General features: G+C 40.0%; 18 protein-coding genes. 11 read left to right on the top strand and 7 right to left on the bottom strand.

The window, feature by feature from the left end:
• Window positions 1-95 precede the first annotated feature (95 nt).
• Window positions 96-1,298: an outer membrane protein transport protein gene (locus tag DPG01_RS06875; protein ID WP_110974589.1), complete on the top strand. Its 1,203-nt coding sequence runs from the start codon at window positions 96-98 to the stop codon at window positions 1,296-1,298.
• 61 nt (window positions 1,299-1,359) lie between these two features.
• On the opposite strand, the gene carO is transcribed toward DPG01_RS06875, so the two are convergent.
• Entirely contained in the window at window positions 1,360-2,106 is a 747-nt protein-coding gene (carO, locus tag DPG01_RS06870) for an ornithine uptake porin CarO (protein WP_110974593.1), read from the bottom strand.
• 303 nt (window positions 2,107-2,409) lie between these two features.
• Between carO and dapD the strand changes: the two genes are divergently transcribed.
• The 6 genes from dapD (at window position 2,410) to DPG01_RS06840 (ending at window position 6,409) form a co-directional block, all read left to right on the top strand.
• Complete coding sequence (dapD, locus tag DPG01_RS06865) at window positions 2,410-3,231, top strand: 2,3,4,5-tetrahydropyridine-2,6-dicarboxylate N-succinyltransferase (RefSeq protein WP_110974588.1); 822 nt, start codon at window positions 2,410-2,412, stop codon at window positions 3,229-3,231.
• A 99-nt stretch (window positions 3,232-3,330) separates the two neighbouring features.
• Window positions 3,331-4,041: a 7-carboxy-7-deazaguanine synthase QueE gene (gene queE / locus DPG01_RS06860; protein ID WP_086208265.1), complete on the top strand. Its 711-nt coding sequence runs from the start codon at window positions 3,331-3,333 to the stop codon at window positions 4,039-4,041.
• 43 nt (window positions 4,042-4,084) lie between these two features.
• Window positions 4,085-4,753 carry a 7-cyano-7-deazaguanine synthase QueC gene (queC, locus tag DPG01_RS06855; RefSeq protein WP_086208266.1) on the top strand — a complete coding sequence of 223 codons (669 nt, stop codon included), beginning with the start codon at window positions 4,085-4,087 and terminating at the stop codon, window positions 4,751-4,753.
• A 16-nt stretch (window positions 4,754-4,769) separates the two neighbouring features.
• Window positions 4,770-5,177, top strand: a complete 408-nt coding sequence (locus DPG01_RS06850; RefSeq protein ID WP_086208267.1) for a hypothetical protein — start codon at window positions 4,770-4,772, stop codon at window positions 5,175-5,177.
• Window positions 5,178-5,248: 71 nt separating this feature from the next.
• Window positions 5,249-5,941: a diphthine--ammonia ligase gene (locus DPG01_RS06845; RefSeq protein WP_110974592.1), complete on the top strand. Its 693-nt coding sequence runs from the start codon at window positions 5,249-5,251 to the stop codon at window positions 5,939-5,941.
• Window positions 5,942-5,950: 9 nt separating this feature from the next.
• Window positions 5,951-6,409, top strand: coding sequence for a peroxiredoxin (locus DPG01_RS06840; protein ID WP_086208268.1), 459 nt, complete (start codon window positions 5,951-5,953; stop codon window positions 6,407-6,409).
• A 72-nt stretch (window positions 6,410-6,481) separates the two neighbouring features.
• Here DPG01_RS06840 and DPG01_RS06835 read toward each other — a convergent pair whose 3' ends face one another.
• On the bottom strand, window positions 6,482-7,081 hold the full coding sequence (locus tag DPG01_RS06835) for a LysE/ArgO family amino acid transporter (RefSeq protein WP_110974587.1): 600 nt from the start codon (window positions 7,079-7,081) through the stop codon (window positions 6,482-6,484).
• Between the two features lie 119 nt (window positions 7,082-7,200).
• On the opposite strand from DPG01_RS06835, the gene DPG01_RS06830 reads away from it, so the two are divergent.
• Entirely contained in the window at window positions 7,201-8,115 is a 915-nt protein-coding gene (locus tag DPG01_RS06830) for a LysR family transcriptional regulator ArgP (protein ID WP_110974586.1), read from the top strand.
• A 10-nt stretch (window positions 8,116-8,125) separates the two neighbouring features.
• On the opposite strand, the gene DPG01_RS06825 is transcribed toward DPG01_RS06830, so the two are convergent.
• Both DPG01_RS06825 and DPG01_RS06820 read right to left on the bottom strand, forming a co-directional pair.
• Entirely contained in the window at window positions 8,126-8,713 is a 588-nt protein-coding gene (locus DPG01_RS06825) for a YceI family protein (RefSeq protein WP_110974585.1), read from the bottom strand.
• 43 nt (window positions 8,714-8,756) lie between these two features.
• Window positions 8,757-9,326, bottom strand: a complete 570-nt coding sequence (locus tag DPG01_RS06820) for a nicotinate-nicotinamide nucleotide adenylyltransferase (protein ID WP_110974584.1) — start codon at window positions 9,324-9,326, stop codon at window positions 8,757-8,759.
• A 104-nt stretch (window positions 9,327-9,430) separates the two neighbouring features.
• Between DPG01_RS06820 and DPG01_RS06815 the strand changes: the two genes are divergently transcribed.
• Together DPG01_RS06815 and DPG01_RS06810 are read left to right on the top strand one after the other, a co-directional pair.
• Window positions 9,431-10,231, top strand: a complete 801-nt coding sequence (locus DPG01_RS06815) for an enoyl-CoA hydratase-related protein (RefSeq protein WP_086208273.1) — start codon at window positions 9,431-9,433, stop codon at window positions 10,229-10,231.
• Window positions 10,232-10,335: 104 nt separating this feature from the next.
• Complete coding sequence (locus DPG01_RS06810) at window positions 10,336-11,091, top strand: nitroreductase family protein (protein WP_086208274.1); 756 nt, start codon at window positions 10,336-10,338, stop codon at window positions 11,089-11,091.
• A 232-nt stretch (window positions 11,092-11,323) separates the two neighbouring features.
• Here the strand turns inward: DPG01_RS06810 and DPG01_RS06800 are convergent, their stop codons facing one another.
• Entirely contained in the window at window positions 11,324-11,638 is a 315-nt protein-coding gene (locus DPG01_RS06800; protein ID WP_110974583.1) for an NGG1p interacting factor NIF3, read from the bottom strand.
• A 57-nt stretch (window positions 11,639-11,695) separates the two neighbouring features.
• On the opposite strand from DPG01_RS06800, the gene DPG01_RS06795 reads away from it, so the two are divergent.
• Window positions 11,696-12,334, top strand: a complete 639-nt coding sequence (locus DPG01_RS06795; protein WP_110974582.1) for a hypothetical protein — start codon at window positions 11,696-11,698, stop codon at window positions 12,332-12,334.
• A 173-nt stretch (window positions 12,335-12,507) separates the two neighbouring features.
• Here DPG01_RS06795 and DPG01_RS19015 read toward each other — a convergent pair whose 3' ends face one another.
• Together DPG01_RS19015 and purL are read right to left on the bottom strand one after the other, a co-directional pair.
• The gene (locus tag DPG01_RS19015; protein WP_004693854.1) at window positions 12,508-12,636 is read right to left on the bottom strand and encodes a KGW motif small protein; all 129 of its coding nucleotides are present in this window, start codon (window positions 12,634-12,636) and stop codon (window positions 12,508-12,510) included.
• A 218-nt stretch (window positions 12,637-12,854) separates the two neighbouring features.
• Complete coding sequence (gene purL / locus DPG01_RS06790; RefSeq protein ID WP_110974581.1) at window positions 12,855-16,691, bottom strand: phosphoribosylformylglycinamidine synthase; 3,837 nt, start codon at window positions 16,689-16,691, stop codon at window positions 12,855-12,857.
• Between the last annotated feature and the right edge of the window lie 146 nt (window positions 16,692-16,837).

Below are 16,837 nucleotides of genomic sequence, written 5' to 3'. Positions count from 1 at the left end.
CTAACAAGCCTCTTTTTTTCCGCTAAACGCGTACATTTCAAGTAAATATAGTATATGATTTAATCGCTTGATAAAAAAACTAATGAGCTCAAACAATGAAAAAGAAACTATTGAGCTTCCCTTTACTCTGTTTATATTCCTCAAAATTATGCTTTGCTGCTGCTTTTGAACTGTCAGGTCAAACCATACAACCTTTTTTTGAACCTAAAAATTATGCTGAGTTTTCTCTTGCCTACATCCAGCCACAAGTTTCTGGCCAAGTTCAGCATAGTGAGGCATTACAACAATTTGGTGTAACTGACTTTTCAACAGGAAATTTTAGTAATAAACAAGTAATGATGGGGGCTGCATTAAAATTAGAACTCAACCCTCAAGTCAAATTTGCAATCATTTATGACCAACCTTTTGCTGTAGATATCGACTATCGTTACCGTCCAATCATCTATGGAGAAAAACATGAAATCGAAGCAGCCAGTATAAATTTTAAGAGCCATAACCTAACTACACTTTTAGGCTATCAAATCATGCCCAATTGGGATGTTTATGGAGGACTAAGCTATCAAAGTCTTGAAGGTTCTTTAAACATGAAAGGCAAAACATATTCTGTGTTTGATGGTTATGATGCCGATTTTAAACAAGATGAGGGTCTGGGCTGGTTAGCAGGTATAAGTTATCAGATGCCAGAGTATCATTTTAGAACATCTTTGACTTATCGCTCCCCCATCAAACATCAACTCAGCACAACCGAGTCTATCAAAATTGGTGTTAGCACACCCGATACAACACATATAAAAACGCCCCAATCAGTCAATTTTGATTTTATGACAGGGCTACCCTATCAGAATCTTTTGTACGGGAGTGTGAGATGGGTCAATTGGGAAGAATTCGTCATTCATCCCCCCAAATTTGAAGCTGTCATTGATTATGCTGCAATATTCTACCCTGAAGTGAAAGATATCAAACTGATTAGCTATAAAGAAGATCAATGGTCTACAAAACTTGGGCTTGCACATTTATGGAATGAGAAATGGATCAGTGCATTAGAGTTACTGTGGGACTCTGGTACCAATAACCCTGCATCTACGCTTAATCCAAGTGATGGCTATAAAGGAATTGGGCTTGCCGGCATGTACAAATTGCGACCTGAATTGAATATTGCAATGGGTCTTTATTATTTTCATTTCGATACCCCAAAAGCACCCAATGATTCAAATCCATTTGAAAGTATAACAGGGCTTTCAGCACTCAATGATAATGATGCATGGGCCATTGGTATTCGTTTTGCCCATCATTTTTAAAATGAGACAAAATAACTAGACATAAAAAAACGAGCCTTGGCTCGTTTTTTTATGTCTTGGATTACCAGTGGTAACTGACACCCAATTTTGCAACTGGAAGCCATTTATATTTATCATCATTGGCAATCTTGCGTGCTTCATTATCTGCAGCTGTCTGACCTGAAGTCGAACCACCCACTTCAACCAAACCAGTCGAATTCAAATCCACAGATGGATTACCAGTGTAGTAAGCGCCAACTTCACCAAATACACCCCAGTTTTGATTAATCTTAGGAGCTAAACCAAAACCTAGATATGGAGCAATATCATTTTTATATGATAAAGAACCATCTACAGAACCACTACCTGATGGCGCATAAAAATTCTGACCATCAATCTTAATTGTATCGTTTGAGTTGTTCAGACGTTTGGTTAAGGCATAATCATTATCAATATAACCTACACCAGCAGCAACATATACGCCTTGAGCCCATCGGTTTGTACTTGCACCCCACGGACGAATTTCAGCATTTAAATATGCAAGGCTGTTATCCATATCCATGTCGTATTTTGTGCCGTCGATAGACAAATCATCAGACCATGAAATATCACCACCGTTATAACCTAAAGCTAAACCCACGTATGGGTTTGCTGTCCACAATAAAGCACCGCCGTAGCCTGTTGTACCCACTTCAGCACGGACGCCTGTAGGAATGAGTTTATTTTGGTCAAAAGCATAGCCATCTTTTACGACAGCATCATCAGCAAAAGCTGTACCTGCAACCGCTGACATTGCAGTTACGATTGCAATTAAACGTAATGATTTCATGTTTTTCTCCTCTAAAAAATAAAGATTTTTTACATCATTTACCATTTTTTGATGAGCCCATCTTAAAACAGCCCCAGACTGTTTTTTATTCGAGATTTGCTCAGTTTTTGTTATTTTTTGATACATTTTAAGCTTTATTGTTGTTGTAAATAACATTTATTTACTTAATCTTTCAAACCCAACCAGCTTAAATGCCTTATTTCCAATCATTCATTATTATTTCCGATCCTATGCTGTTTTTTCATCTATTCTCCGCACAATTTAGTGTAAAATCAGGAAAATTTTTTTTCTGGAAGGAAGATCATGTCTCAGCTTTCAACAATTATTGAACAAGCGTTTGAAGACCGTGCGAATTTTACAGCAGCGGACTGTTCTGCTGAAGTTCGTGCAGCAGTTGAAGAAGTCATTGCTGGTTTAGATAACGGGACATTACGTGTTGCTGAAAAAATTGATGGCGAGTGGGTTGTTCATCAATGGGTGAAAAAAGCCGTGCTTTTATCATTCAAACTAAATGACAACAAACCAATTGAGTCATGTGACCTTCAATTCTACGACAAAGTAGATACTAAATTTACAGGTTGGACTGAAGAACAATTTAAAGCAGCAGGCGTTCGTGTTGTTCCGCCAGCAGTTGCGCGTAAAGGTTCTTTCCAAGCGAAAAACGTAGTGTTAATGCCTTCTTATGTGAACATTGGTGCTTATGTAGATGAAGGTACAATGGTTGACACATGGGCAACTGTTGGTTCATGTGCTCAAATTGGTAAAAACGTTCACTTATCTGGTGGTGTAGGTATTGGTGGTGTTCTTGAGCCACTTCAAGCGAACCCAACAATTATTGAAGACAACTGCTTCATCGGCGCACGTTCTGAAATTGTAGAAGGCGTGATTGTAGAAGAAGGTTCTGTGATTTCTATGGGCGTATTCATTGGTCAATCGACTAAGATTTATGACCGTGCAACTGGCGAAATTCACTACGGCCGTGTACCAGCAGGTTCTGTTGTCGTTGCAGGTAGCTTACCTTCTAAGTGCGGTACTTACAGTCTATATGCTGCAATCATCGTGAAAAAAGTAGATGCGCAAACGCGTTCTAAAACGAGCTTGAACGATTTATTACGCGACGAATAAACTTTTATTCATCTTGTTGCGGAGCTAAAGTTCCTCATCTCTACGGTTAAGACTAGCCGTAGAGATTTTTGTTTTTCTAACCTGTGGTTTAATTTTGCTATGAATACGCTTCGATCTTCTGCTATCCCTGTTTCTGACCCTTCTGCGGGTCTACGTATCACGGAGATCTTTTATTCTTTGCAAGGCGAAGCCAATACCTCTGGACTTCCAACAGTTTTTATTCGTTTAACAGGTTGCCCGCTTCGTTGTACCTATTGTGATACGACTTATTCATTTGAAGGTGGTGAGCGCCAATCTTTAGATCAGATTATTCAAACCACGCTTGGTTTTAAAACACCTTATGTCTGCGTGACAGGTGGTGAACCCCTTGCACAGCCCAATGCCTTGCCTTTAATGCAACGTCTTGCAGATCTTGGCTGTGAAGTTTCTTTAGAGACCAGTGGTGCTTTAGATGTGTCTAAGGTTGACCCACGTGTTTCAAAAGTATTAGATTTAAAAACCCCAACTTCAGGTGAAGTTGCACGAAATTTGCTTTCGAATCTGGACCATCTAACCCAACACGACCAAATCAAGTTTGTGATTTGTAACCGTGAGGATTATGAATGGTCAAAACAGCAAGTTGAAGACTATAAACTCAATGAAAAAGTCAGCACAGTATGGTTCTCTCCTGCTTTTGCAGTTGAGAAAGGTGCTGCTCGTTTACCTCAACTTGCGCGTGACTTAGCGCAATGGATATTAGAAGACCATCTCCCTGTTTGCTTCCAACTCCAACTCCACAAGTTGCTTTGGAATGACGAAACTGGTCGTTAATGCATTGCCTATTCATCTTTAATTTATATTTGGAGAAATTTGTATGCGCCCTCGTGCCATAGTTTTGTTATCTGGCGGTTTAGACTCAACAACTTGTTTAGCATGGGCGCAAGCACAGTATGACTGTACAGCGCTCAGCTTTATGTATGGTCAACGCTCAACTACCGAGCTGGACGCTGCACGTGAACTGACGAAAAAAGCAGGTGTAGAACATCGTGTTATTAATATCGACTTAGGTAATTTAGGCGGTTCTGCGTTAACAGACCATAGCATTGATGTTCCAGATCATGAACAAGTCGGTATTCCTGTAACTTATGTTCCAGCACGTAACACAATTTTCTTGTCTTATGCATTAGCAGCAGCAGAAGTTTTAGATGCTGAAGCCATTGTGATTGGTATTAATGCTGTTGATTATTCAGGGTATCCAGACTGTCGCCCTGAATTTATTGAGGCATTTGCCAATATGGCTCGCCTTGCAACCAAGGTTGGCGTTGAAGGAAAACCTCTTAAATTTGAAACACCTCTGTTACATTTATCCAAAGCAAATATCATTCGCTTAGGTATAGAACATGGCGTAGACTATAGTCAAACGGTGTCTTGCTACCAAGCAGATGACCAAGGACGTGCATGTGGGAAATGCGACAGTTGCCGTCTTCGTAAAGAAGGTTTTGCAGATGCTGGCGTAGAAGATCCGACACGTTATATACCGTAATAACAAGGTACAGTTTATGAAAAATTTAAAATCAAACATTTTGCTTTCTACATTGGTGTCTGCAGCTGCATTGTTCGCAACAGCTTCACATGCTGCTGAATCGAACAAACTACAAGAAGCGTATAAAAGCACCAATGTAAAATCTGCATTGATCAATGTTTGTAAAGAAGAAACTGGGAAAAGCAAAAAGCTTAGCGCAGCGGAAGTAAGCAAATACTGTACTTGTGCAGTTGAAGCAGATGGTAAATTGACCAATGCACAAAAATGGGAAATCCAAAGTGCAATTAATCAAAAGAAAAGCCCATCTACTTTAGCTTTTGTACAAAAACAAAATAAAGACCTTCAAACATGTTTCGGTCCACAGTTAACAGGCAAATTAAAGTCTTTAACTGAAGAAGCAATGAAAGCTGCTCCGAAAAAATAATTCACAATATGTGAATGAAGCCTGCTCTATGCAGGCTTTTTTATATGCTCCAAAAGATAGAATATTTAAATATGCTTGTTGAATGGAATACAAACGTACAAGACCGCAAATTTGTTGCTTCTTACAGTGGTGGTAAAGACAGTAGTCTGGCTTTATACAAAGCCATACAAATGGGTGAAGCCATTGCATTGATTGTCATGTTAGAAGAGCAAGGCCAAAAGTCACGCTCACACGGGATGTCACTCGATATTATTCATGCGCAGGCAAAAGCAATTGGGCTTCCCATCTACAGTGCCTCTGCAACGTGGCAAGACTATGAGAACCAGTTCATTCAACTGCTACAAAAAGCTCAAAGTTTAGGTGCAGAAACATTAGTCACTGGTGATATTGATTTAATGGCACATGCCGAATGGAATCAATCCGTTTGCGATAAAACTGAGCTCAGTTTATGTATGCCACTGTGGCAACGCCCACGTTTAGACATTGTGCATGAGTTTATTCGACTCGGTTTTCAAAGTATCATCGTTACAGTCAACTTAAATTTAGGGATGAAAATTGAGGATTTAGGTCAAGCGCTTAGCCTTAAATATATTGATGCATTGGTTGCAAGAGGCATTGATCCATGCGGCGAAGCGGGTGAATTCCACACCACGGTGATTGATGGCCCAATTTTCAAACATCCACTTTCAGTCGTTAAAGGTGATATTCTGTATCACGAAAATTATGCCTTTTTACCAATTGAATTAGAACAGCGCGACATTTAAGGATAGAACATGACTGATACGATCCAACTTCCAAATCAGAACTTTCCAGCGACAACAGGCAACGTGAACTTAACTGAAGTACCGACTGAATGGCTGATTGTGTATTTTTACCCGAAAGATTCAACGCCTGGTTGCACAACTCAAGCCGTTGGTTTTTCATGTTTAAAAGATCAGTTTGATGCCCTGCAAACCACAATCATTGGGATTTCACGTGACTCGGTTAAAGCGCATCAGAATTTTACAGAAAAGCAGGCTTTAACCATTAATTTAATCAGCGATAAAGAAGAAGTGCTGTGTAAACACTTTGATGTGATTAAAGAAAAAAATATGTATGGTAAAAAAGTGATGGGCATTGAGCGCTCAACGTTTATTTTTCATAACGGCAAACTGGTGAAAGAATATCGTAAGGTGAAAGCCGCGGGGCATGCGGAACAAGTTTTAGAAGACTTAAAAGCATTACAAGCTTAATCCACATCAGCCCGCAGATGCGGGCTTTGTTTTGTGTGATTTTTTATTGATAGATTTTATTGTACACGCTTTTTATTTCACAAGCAGCGAAATAGCGATCCCCCACATCACCAGTGCAATGATCGCATCGAGGACATTCCACGCTTTCGGATTTGAAAAAATGGGAGTAAGCATACGAGCACCATAGCCCAAAGCAAAAAAGAATAACCAAGACGCACACACTGCCCCTAGGGCAAAGTACGCAGGTTGCTCAAACTGTGTTGAAATTGAACCCAGTAAAATAACTGTATCTAAGTACACATGCGGATTAAGCCAAGTCAGCGCTAAACACAGCAAAATAATATTTAACAGCTGATGCTTTTCAATGGCACTTGCTTCCAAGCCCTGCTGTGATTTGAAGGCCCGTAGTAAATGTTGAAATCCATAACAAAATAAAAAAAGCGCCCCTGCCCATTTGGCAAACTGAATAATTTCAGGATAGTGCTGAAGCACTTTTGAAAAGCCAGAGACACCCAATACAATTAAAATCGAATCTGATAATGCACAAACAAAACATACCCAAAAAACAAACTGCTTTTTGAGGCCTTGTTTCAGCACAAATGCATTTTGCGCACCAATAGCAATAATAAGACTCATCCCGACTGTAAGCCCTTGCATATATGTACTTAACATTTTGACTTTTCAACTTAATTGATAATGTCAGGATTATCTTTCATTTTTGATTAAATTAAGTATTATTTAGAAAATATCAATATAACTAAAATATTTTTAGTTTTAAGTGAGTCTCGATTATGCTCAATCATAAACAGTGTGATGCATTTTTAGCAGTAGCAGAAACAGGAAGTTTTGACCTTGCTGCCGAGCACTTATGCATTACCGCTTCTGCCGTAACTTTACGTGTACAAAACCTAGAAAAAAGTTTGGGACATTTATTGATTGTACGAGAAAGACCCTGCCGTCCCACCCAAGCTGGACAATCGCTGTTACATTACTTGCAGCATAGTCGTCTGCTAGAGCAAAGCTTCATTCAGAACCTTACTGGTCATATAAACACCTCTGCTTTTTATCAGATCAACATTGCAACCAATGCCGACTCCTTAGCCACGTGGCTTTTACCCGTGTTACAGTCAACATTGATTAATGAAAAGATTGTGGTACATTTTCAGGTCGATGACCAATCACAAACTCACCACTTACTTGAAGCTGGTTTAGTGAATGCCTGCGTGACGGATGAATCTCAAGCCATGAAAGGCTGCGTGGCCGAATATCTTGGGGATATGAACTACCGTTTTGTTGCAACACCTACTTTTACACAGCAATGGTTTGACCAAGGTGTCAACCGAGAATCATTACGTGCTGCTCCTGCCCTAATCTTTAATGGAAAAGATGTGCTCCATACGGCCTATATCCAACAAAAATTCGGACTTAATCCAACTCAATATCCACATCACTTTATTCCATCTTCCAGTGCATTTTTTGATGCGATTACCTTAGGACTCGGCTATGGCTGGTTACCTTACTATCAAGCCAAGTCTTGTTTGGAAGAAGGCTCATTGGTTGAAGTGGATCCTCAGCTCAATATTGATCAACCTTTGTATTGGCACCATTGGAAACAGCAGTCGGTGCAATTAAATGTGCTGACAGATATCTTGGTGAAAAAAGCACACGCAGAGATGAATGAGCAAAAAGTTAACTCAGAATTCTAAGCCACGCAAGCTATTGCACTTTCCACTGGCCTGACAGTTGAATATTCACTTTTTCACCTACACCACCAATCGCTTTTTTCATACCGAAATCACTGCGGTTAATCATGGCTGATGATTGAACGTCCAACAAATTAGCAGTATTTGCATTCGGTTTTAGCGTGGTACTAAATGTGACAGGTTTGGTGATGCCGCGAAGTGTTAAATTCCCAGCAATATTATATTTTCCCCCACCCAAATCTTTAAAACTGGTGCTTTTGAACGTGGCTGTTTTGTATTTGGATGCATAAAACAAATCTTCACCCAAAATCATATTTTTCAATGAAGGCTTGCTCAAGCTTAGGCTATTTACATCCATAACAAAATTTGTCGAAGCATGCTGTGGTGCTTTGGCATCAAACTGCATGCTGGATTGCACACGATTGAACTTGGCTTTTACTACAGTCACACCTAAAGATTTAATTTCAAAGCCTACATTGCTTTGTGGTGTCAACGTCCAAGCTTCAGCTTGCGCGTGTGTACTACAGGCAAATATAACACCTGCAATCATCAAGGTATTTTTAATGACAGTATTAGATATCGTCTGTTGTTTTCTATCCATTGCAGTTGGTCCTCGTCGAAATATTTTTATTCGACTGAGAACCTTAGTCTAAATTGGATGTGTCCTGAGTTAAAAATTTGTGTTGCAACTGTTTATAAATTTCACTTTGTTGGAATTTATGTAAAAAATCACTCGTCCCTAAAGGAAACGCTTGTTCTAAAATTTCCCCACGATAGTAAGCTTCACGAACAGGTGTAGCAGACATCGCATCTTGCAGGCTATCGAGTTCTACCATTTCCCACTCTGGAAAAAGCTGTAAATAATATGATGAATCGTCTTTAAAATGGCCAATGAGTCCAACTTTAGCATCAGGTGTGACTACATGATTCACTAATTTCTTTACCAGTTGCACCCATTTAACATCATTATAAACGTCAATTACATGTACAAAGTGAATCCGTTTTTGATGCGCTTCTGAAAAGTTAGATAAAATCATTTCTTCACGTTCAGCCGCTAAGAATGGATTTTTCGTATTTCGTTCATTCTGTGCAGAACCTAAAGCCAAAATGACATTTTCACTTTGCTCCAAAGCAATCTTGATGGTTTGCATATGTGCCAAGTGAAATGGCTGGAAACGACCAATGAATACGAGATAATCAAATGTATATGGCATAAATCTTTTACTTTTTTATGAACTGGTCAGTTATGTCGATCATAAAATTATGCGACATAATGAACCCATAAAATTAAATCAGACTTTCAAGCAAGGATAGTACGATGACACTGAGCTGTATTCAACAACCTCATCAACATTTGAATGCAAAATTAGATAATGGTGTACTGACATTAGCCATTAATCGTCCTGAAGCAAAAAATGCATTGTATAGCGAACTTTATTTGTGGATTGCAAAAGCTTTAGATGAAGCAGATCAGGACAATAGCGTTCGTACCGTGATTCTACGTGGTGAAGATGCAGACTTTACCGCAGGCAACGACATGCAAGACTTTATGAAATCTGCGGCGCAAAAAGGCCAAGCACCAGCATCTGAAGGCCCTCCATTTATTTTACTCAAATCTGCAGCGAAGTTTTCTAAACCGTTGATTGCTGCTGTACGTGGTGTGGCGATTGGTATTGGGGTAACGATCTTATTACATTGTGATTTGGTTTATAGCGACAACACTGCCCTATTCCAAATTCCATTTGTCAGCCTTGGCTTATCACCTGAAGGAGCTTCGAGCAAATTATTGGTTGAACAAGCGGGTTACCACAAAGCAGCAGAATTATTGCTGACTGCTCAGAAATTTGACAGTGCAACTGCAGTTGCTGCAAATATTGTGAACAGTATTGAAGATGATGTATATGCAGTAGCAGCTAAAAAAGCAGCACAATTGTCTGCTTTACCTTTAGCATCCTTGGTTAAGTCTAAAGGCCTGATGAAACATAATGTAAATGAAATTGTAGCTTGGATTGATCATGAAGCTGAAATTTTTATGGATCGCGTTGGTTCGCCTGAAATGATGGAAGCTGTAGCAGCATTTATGCAAAAACGTAAACCTGATTTTTCCCAGTTCAATTAAGGCTTTATAGCTTGACTGAAAAAACCACTACGTTTATTAAAACGCAGTGGTTTTTTTACTTTTAGTCCCAACATATTTTAAAACCCAATCTGGAAATACTTCTTATGTCAAACACTACAGAAAAAAAACGCTATTTTGAGCCCGCGCCACAAGACATTGATGTTGAGAATTTTAAAAAAGTCATTCAAAGTCGCCGTTCTGTTCGTAAATTTACGGATAAGACCATTCCAGCCGAAGTGCTTGATGACTGTTTAGATTTGGCACTACTTGCACCAAATTCATCTAACTTACAGCCTTGGACTTTTTATGTGGTGCAAAATCCAACGAAAAAGAAACTATTGGTTAAAGCTTGCCTAAATCAGCTTGCAGCAAAAACAGCGTCAGAACTGATCGTGTGTGTCGCACGTACTGACCGTAATGATGAAATGGCAAAACGTAACATTACAGAGTTCCCTTTCCCTGAAGCCCCTGCAAGTGTACTCAAATATTACAAGTTTATTCCTTATAACTATAAAACAGGTTACTTAAATGCGTTAGGTAACTTTAAGAAAGTTGCTTTCAAAATCGCACGTAGCTTAGATAAACAACTACCCGTAACCACATTTAACCAAGCAGATACAAAACTTTGGGCAAGTAAAACTACAGCTTTGGCTTGTGAAAATCTTGTCCTAGCTTTACGTGCCTATGGTTTTGATAGTTGTATGATGGAAGGTTTTGATGAGCCTTTGGTTCGTAAAATTTTGAATCTAAACGAGCAGCAATATCCTGTGATGGTGATTGGTGCAGGTGAGCGTGCGACCGACGGGGTGTTTTTCCCGCAGTATCGTTTTGATCGTGAGTTATTTATTCAGAAGGTTTAAGATTAGTTTTCTCAATGGAATCTTTTCATTAAAGTTTTAATTTCAGGATTAACCTTCGGTTCGACCTACTTTTCTTTCGGGAAAAGTAGACAAAACCATTGTCATTCGCAAAACTCGTTCTATTCCGTCGTTTATCAATTTAGTCGCAGAAACTTTATCTGATAAATTAAGTCCTGCCTCAAACAGTTGCGAATGCCGTTAACGTGTATCAAATATATTTTTAGGTTCATCATTAAAGTACATCGACCATCTGAATAAACTCAAAAGCGGGTTCTTCATAGGGATGACTAAATTTTAAAGCCTTTGCCACAGCAGATGCCTTTTCCTCTGGAACAATGGTTTCCACCCGCCACTCTGGAATTTTCTCCAAAGCATCCAACTCACCTATAAACGGATTTGCGCCTTTTACAGGTTTAAACTGGCCTGTACCTAGAACCTGCCAAGCACAGTGTTCATAGTTTCCTATGCCACCAGCCCCTGCTTCAAAAATGGCAAGTTTGGTGGATTCAAGGTGAGATTCGGGAACATAGTAGATGAGTTTGAGCATAGCGCTTTAATGTATATTTTATTAATATCGAATTAATCATATTGATCGACTGTAGCTATGTCTAATAAAAATATTGCCCGTGAACTTGCTTTAACAACAGCTGAGAACCTAGCAGATGAAATTATCTTTAAAACAGCCACTACTCTGCTAGAAGACACAATTAAATCTATCCCTTTTTCATCTTTAATTACAGGTTCAATTGAAAGCTATACTAAATTTCGAACTTTGAAAGAACAAAAACAATTATTCGCTTTTATTCAAGAAGCAGAAAATATAAATGTTGGATTTATCGAAAAGTTTTTTAAAGACAAGGACAATTTAGAATTAGGACTTGAAGTTTTAGGAATACTTGATCAAACCTACCTAGAAAAACAAGCAAGAATGATAGGGCGAGCGACATTTCTTTTTAAAGGACTCGAAATCTCAAAGCAAGAATTTGATAAATATATGTATATTATTACTAAGCTCAATAATTATTTAATCACATTAATCGAAAATTTATATACCGAGTTCAGCGTAAATTCTTCTGAAAAAATAATTAGCATGCCATTACCAAATATGGATCTCATCAGCTTTGGATTTGTTAAAAAATTATCTGATGGCTCATGGTTCGCAGAAGCTCAAAATTCATCTCATGATGATTATGAAGTTCATGATGATTTTATATATTTTTACGAAAACATTTTCAAAGACTAAATTCAATTACATAACTAGCGACATAGATGTCACGCGTCAGACTGTCAAACAAAACCGCTCCATCAGCCTGACCAAGTATTTCTATTCCCTTACAGAAATAGATTCTTTATGTTTCAAAAGTAATATCTTTCTATTAAAAAAACCGCCTCACGGCGGTTTCTTCATTCTCTAAATTACATCTGCAACGCATAACCCAAAATCAAAAAGATCAATTGCAAGCTCAAAATCACAGCAAACAACTTCCATCCTTTTTTACGCAAAGCAGACTTATCGACTGCTTCGTATGTAACTGTTTTAATCATGTCATCACCTCATACATGAGTGTTGATACTGAAATTGTTTAGTAATCCATCTTTCTTCTATTTTGCATGATATTTGTGCATTTATTACACAATATCACTTTCACACAAATATAAAAGCAAAATCTAAACCAACATCAGCGGGAGAAATAAAAATTTAAAAAAAAGACGTTTCAATAAAAAAGCCACCCGAAGGTAGCTTTTAAAACACTGACTTCAGATTAACCAATGAACTTACGTGCATTGCGGAACATACGTAACCATGCACCGTCTTCAGTCCACTCTTCAGGCTTCCATGAATGCTGTACAGCACGGAAGTTACGTTCAGGGTGCGGCATCATAATCGTTGCACGACCATCTTTCGATGTAACACCTGAAATCGCTTCTGGCGAACCATTCGGGTTCATTGGATAGTGTTGAGTTGGATTCCCTTGACTATCAACATAACGCAAGATCACTTGATGACCTGTATTTAATGCAGCCAAGTTATCCGCGCTTGTCACCACACGACCTTCACCATGTGCAACTGCAATCGGCAGGATTGAACCTTCCATACCTTCTAACAATACAGAGTTCGATTTTTCAACACGAACGTTAACTGCACGTGCTTCAAACATCTCAGAAGTGTTACGATGGAAACGCGGCCAAGCTTCAGCACCCGGAATCAGTGGAGCCAATTGCGACAACATTTGACAGCCGTTACAAATACCAAGAGAGAACGTTTCGTCACGGTTGAAGAATTTTTCAAATTGGTCACGAAGTTTTGGGTTGAACAAAACTGATTTCGCCCAGCCACCACCAGCACCCATAACGTCACCGTAAGAGAAACCACCACATGCCACAAGACCTTCAAAGTCATCTAGGCTGATACGACCTGCAAGTAAGTCGCTCATGTGCACATCTACAGTGTTAAAACCAACTTTGTCGAATGCCGCAGCCATTTCAACATGACCATTTACGCCTTGTTCACGTAAGATCACCATGTTTGGACGACGTTCGTTGATGTACGGTGCTTCAATTGGCTCATTCAAATCAAATGTAGGTTTTGCAATAATACCTGCATGTGATTTGTCCGTGATCAATGCAAATTCTTGATCCGCTGTTTCCACGTTATCACGTAGACGTTGAATCTGATGTGACACTTCAGTCCACGCCACTTGCAAATCTGCACGTTCAAGCACTAATCCATTTACAGTCAACTGATCAGTATTGTTTACCTTACCAATCACCGCAATTGCATCACGTAATGTAGATGCCAAAACTTCGTCTGCAAGTGTTGCCCAATCAGATGCGCTGATTTGAAGCACTGCACCAATTTCTTCTGCAAATAGACTTTCAGTTGATTGATCTTCTAAAGCCACACCGAGACGTGCTGCAAACATCATTTCCGCAACAGTTGCAAGTAAGCCACCATCACCGATGTCGTGGTAAGCCTTAATTAAGCCGCGGTTGTTCCAGTCCTGAACCAAGGCAAAGAAAGCTTTGAAGTCATCAAAACTATCCACATCAGGTGTCACTGAACCAATCGCTTTATAAACCTGAGCAAGGATCGAACCACCTAGACGGAACTGACCTTTAGAAAGATCAATACGAACCAGTACTGATTCTTCGTCTTTCAATTCAGGCGTTAAGGTTTTACGCACATCAGTCACAGGAGCAAAGGCTGTGATTACCCCTGACATCGGTGAAGTCACCGATTTGTCTTCGCCTTCATCATTCCAAGTAGTACGCATTGACAATGAATCTTTGCCCACTGGAATTGCAATACCGAGTGCAGGACACATTTCCATACCGATGGCTTTTACACCTTCGAATAAAGCTTGGTCTTCACCTTTTTGCCCAGCCGCCGCCATCCAGTTTGCAGACAATTTAATGTCACTGATCTGGTCGATTTTTGCAGACATAATATTTGAGATCGACTCTGCAACTGATAAACGCGCAGATGCCGCAGGATTTAACAACGCAACGGGGGGACGTTCGCCCATAGCCATTGCTTCACCTGTGTAACCTTGTAAGCTTGTTGTCGTCACTGCTGCATCTGCAACAGGAACCTGCCAACGGCCTACGAACTGATCACGTGCAACCATACCTGTAATTGAACGGTCACCAATGGTGATCAAAAATGATTTCGATGCAACCGTTGGGTTTTTAAGTACACGGTAAATCGCATCTTTCAAATCTGTAACTTTAGATGCATCAAAGTCATCGCCTTGACGTTCAATCGTTTCATACGAACGGCTCATACGAGGTGTGCCACCTAGCATGACTTGCATTGGCATATCCACGGCTTTATTGTCAAACAATGGATCGTTCACCGTCAATTGACGCGCTTCAGTTGCTTCACCTAAAACAGCAAACGGACAACGTTCACGCGCACATAATGATTCAAATAGTTCTAAAGAACTTGGACGAATCGCCAACACATAACGCTCTTGCGCTTCGTTTGACCAGATCTCCATTGGAGACATGCCCGGCTCAAGCGATGGAATCTTACGCAAATCAAGAATCGCGCCCAGTTCGTGGTCATTCACCAGTTCAGGCATTGCATTTGAAACACCACCTGCACCCACGTCATGCACAGACACGATTGGGTTGAAGTCTTCCATACGCCAGCATGCATCAATCACTTCTTGGCAACGACGTTCCATTTCAGGGTTTTCACGTTGTACAGAAGCGAAGTCTAGGTTTTCACCGAGTTTACCGCTGTCCACAGAAGATGCCGCACCGCCACCAAGGCCGATCAGCATTGCAGGGCCACCAAGAACAATCAGTAAATCGCCTGGTTGAATCGCATCTTTTTCCACGTGGTCTGGACGGATGTTACCGTAACCACCAGCAATCATAATTGGCTTATGGAAGCCTTTCACATCGCCATTCACGTTTTGCTCAAAAGTACGGAAGTAACCGTTTAACGCAGGACGACCAAACTCGTTGTTGAATGCAGCACCGCCCAAAGGCCCCTCAATCATGATTTGAAGTGGCGATGCCATACGAGATGGTTTACCGTAGTTTTCTTCCCAAGGCTGTTCAAAGCCCGGAATATTTAAGTTTGAAACCGTAAAGCCTGTTAAACCTGCTTTTGGTTTACCACCACGACCTGTTGCGCCTTCATCACGGATTTCACCGCCTGAACCGGTCGCAGCGCCCGCAAATGGCGCAATCGCTGTTGGGTGGTTATGCGTTTCCACTTTCATGAGGATGTGAGCGGCTTGGCTCTTATACTTATAAACGTGGTGACCAGTCGCTTCATCTTTCTTCGGATAGAAACGCTGAGTATCAAAACCAACAATCACTGAAGCATTGTCTTTATATGCTGACAATACATCTGTTGGTGATTCTTTATAGGTGTTTTTAATCATTTGGAACAATGACAATGGCTGTTTTTCACCATCAATTGTCCATTCAGAACCAAAGATTTTATGACGACAGTGCTCTGAGTTTGCCTGAGCAAACATCATTAGTTCAATATCGTGCGGATTACGGCCAAGCTTGTTAAAAGCAGCAACCAAATAATCAATTTCTTCATCAGATAGCGCAAAACCAAACTCAGAGTTTGCTTTCACTAAAGCGTCTTTACCCTGACCTAATATGTCAATTGCGTTTAAAGGCTTTGGTGCAGTTTCAGAGAATAATGCAGCAGCGTCTTCAATTTGATTGAACACACTTTCAGTCATACGGTCATGTAAAACTTGTTTTACTGCATCCGATACTTCAGAAATACCTTTTAAAGTAAACAAAACACCGCGTTCTAAGCGGTGTATCGGGGTATTACAGTTGGCAAAAATATCCGTTGCCTTTGATGACCACGGCGAAATTGTGCCTACACGTGGCGTCACAAGGACTTGAACTTCATCACTTGTCGCTTGGCGAACTTGGAAGGTTGCGCCATCATTTAATAGCTGCAAAGCAGATTGCTGTTGTTGCTCGTCGAGCGCTTGGTCGAAAAGGTAAACCCATTGGCTTTCTATTGATTGAACAGAACTAATAGACGATAGACGTGTTAAAAGTTGTGTTTGCTTAAAAGAAGAGTGTGCAGGTGCACCGGCAACGATAAACATGCTGTTTTTGGCTCCACGGGCAGGTCTAGACAACCTACCTCAATGTGACTTGAAGAGAGCGCATATTCTACTGTGTATTGCCAAAATCAGCTAGTCGTCTACGACTTAAAAAAGTGAGATTTCTTTGTTTTAAAAGATCAATTTAC

The sequence above is a fragment of the Acinetobacter sp. WCHAc060042 genome (assembly GCF_003231195.1).
Lineage (GTDB): Bacteria > Pseudomonadota > Gammaproteobacteria > Pseudomonadales > Moraxellaceae > Acinetobacter.
The sequence above is the reverse complement of the archived record's forward strand: the minus strand, read 5'-3'. Positions and strand labels throughout refer to the sequence as shown.

Coding starts and splice junctions, on each gene's coding strand:
- DPG01_RS06875 (WP_110974589.1), top strand. CDS start 96: ATGAAAAAGAAACTATTGAGCTTCCCTTTACTCTGTTTATATTCCTCA.
- DPG01_RS06830 (WP_110974586.1), top strand. CDS start 7,201: ATGCTCAATCATAAACAGTGTGATGCATTTTTAGCAGTAGCAGAAACA.
- DPG01_RS06840 (WP_086208268.1), top strand. CDS start 5,951: ATGACTGATACGATCCAACTTCCAAATCAGAACTTTCCAGCGACAACA.
- queE (WP_086208265.1), top strand. CDS start 3,331: ATGAATACGCTTCGATCTTCTGCTATCCCTGTTTCTGACCCTTCTGCG.
- carO (WP_110974593.1), bottom strand. CDS start 2,106: ATGAAATCATTACGTTTAATTGCAATCGTAACTGCAATGTCAGCGGTT.
- DPG01_RS06845 (WP_110974592.1), top strand. CDS start 5,249: ATGCTTGTTGAATGGAATACAAACGTACAAGACCGCAAATTTGTTGCT.
- DPG01_RS06810 (WP_086208274.1), top strand. CDS start 10,336: ATGTCAAACACTACAGAAAAAAAACGCTATTTTGAGCCCGCGCCACAA.
- purL (WP_110974581.1), bottom strand. CDS start 16,691: ATGTTTATCGTTGCCGGTGCACCTGCACACTCTTCTTTTAAGCAAACA.
- DPG01_RS06820 (WP_110974584.1), bottom strand. CDS start 9,326: ATGCCATATACATTTGATTATCTCGTATTCATTGGTCGTTTCCAGCCA.
- DPG01_RS06825 (WP_110974585.1), bottom strand. CDS start 8,713: ATGGATAGAAAACAACAGACGATATCTAATACTGTCATTAAAAATACC.
- DPG01_RS06800 (WP_110974583.1), bottom strand. CDS start 11,638: ATGCTCAAACTCATCTACTATGTTCCCGAATCTCACCTTGAATCCACC.
- dapD (WP_110974588.1), top strand. CDS start 2,410: ATGTCTCAGCTTTCAACAATTATTGAACAAGCGTTTGAAGACCGTGCG.
- DPG01_RS06835 (WP_110974587.1), bottom strand. CDS start 7,081: ATGTTAAGTACATATATGCAAGGGCTTACAGTCGGGATGAGTCTTATT.
- queC (WP_086208266.1), top strand. CDS start 4,085: ATGCGCCCTCGTGCCATAGTTTTGTTATCTGGCGGTTTAGACTCAACA.
- DPG01_RS06850 (WP_086208267.1), top strand. CDS start 4,770: ATGAAAAATTTAAAATCAAACATTTTGCTTTCTACATTGGTGTCTGCA.
- DPG01_RS06795 (WP_110974582.1), top strand. CDS start 11,696: ATGTCTAATAAAAATATTGCCCGTGAACTTGCTTTAACAACAGCTGAG.
- DPG01_RS19015 (WP_004693854.1), bottom strand. CDS start 12,636: ATGATTAAAACAGTTACATACGAAGCAGTCGATAAGTCTGCTTTGCGT.
- DPG01_RS06815 (WP_086208273.1), top strand. CDS start 9,431: ATGACACTGAGCTGTATTCAACAACCTCATCAACATTTGAATGCAAAA.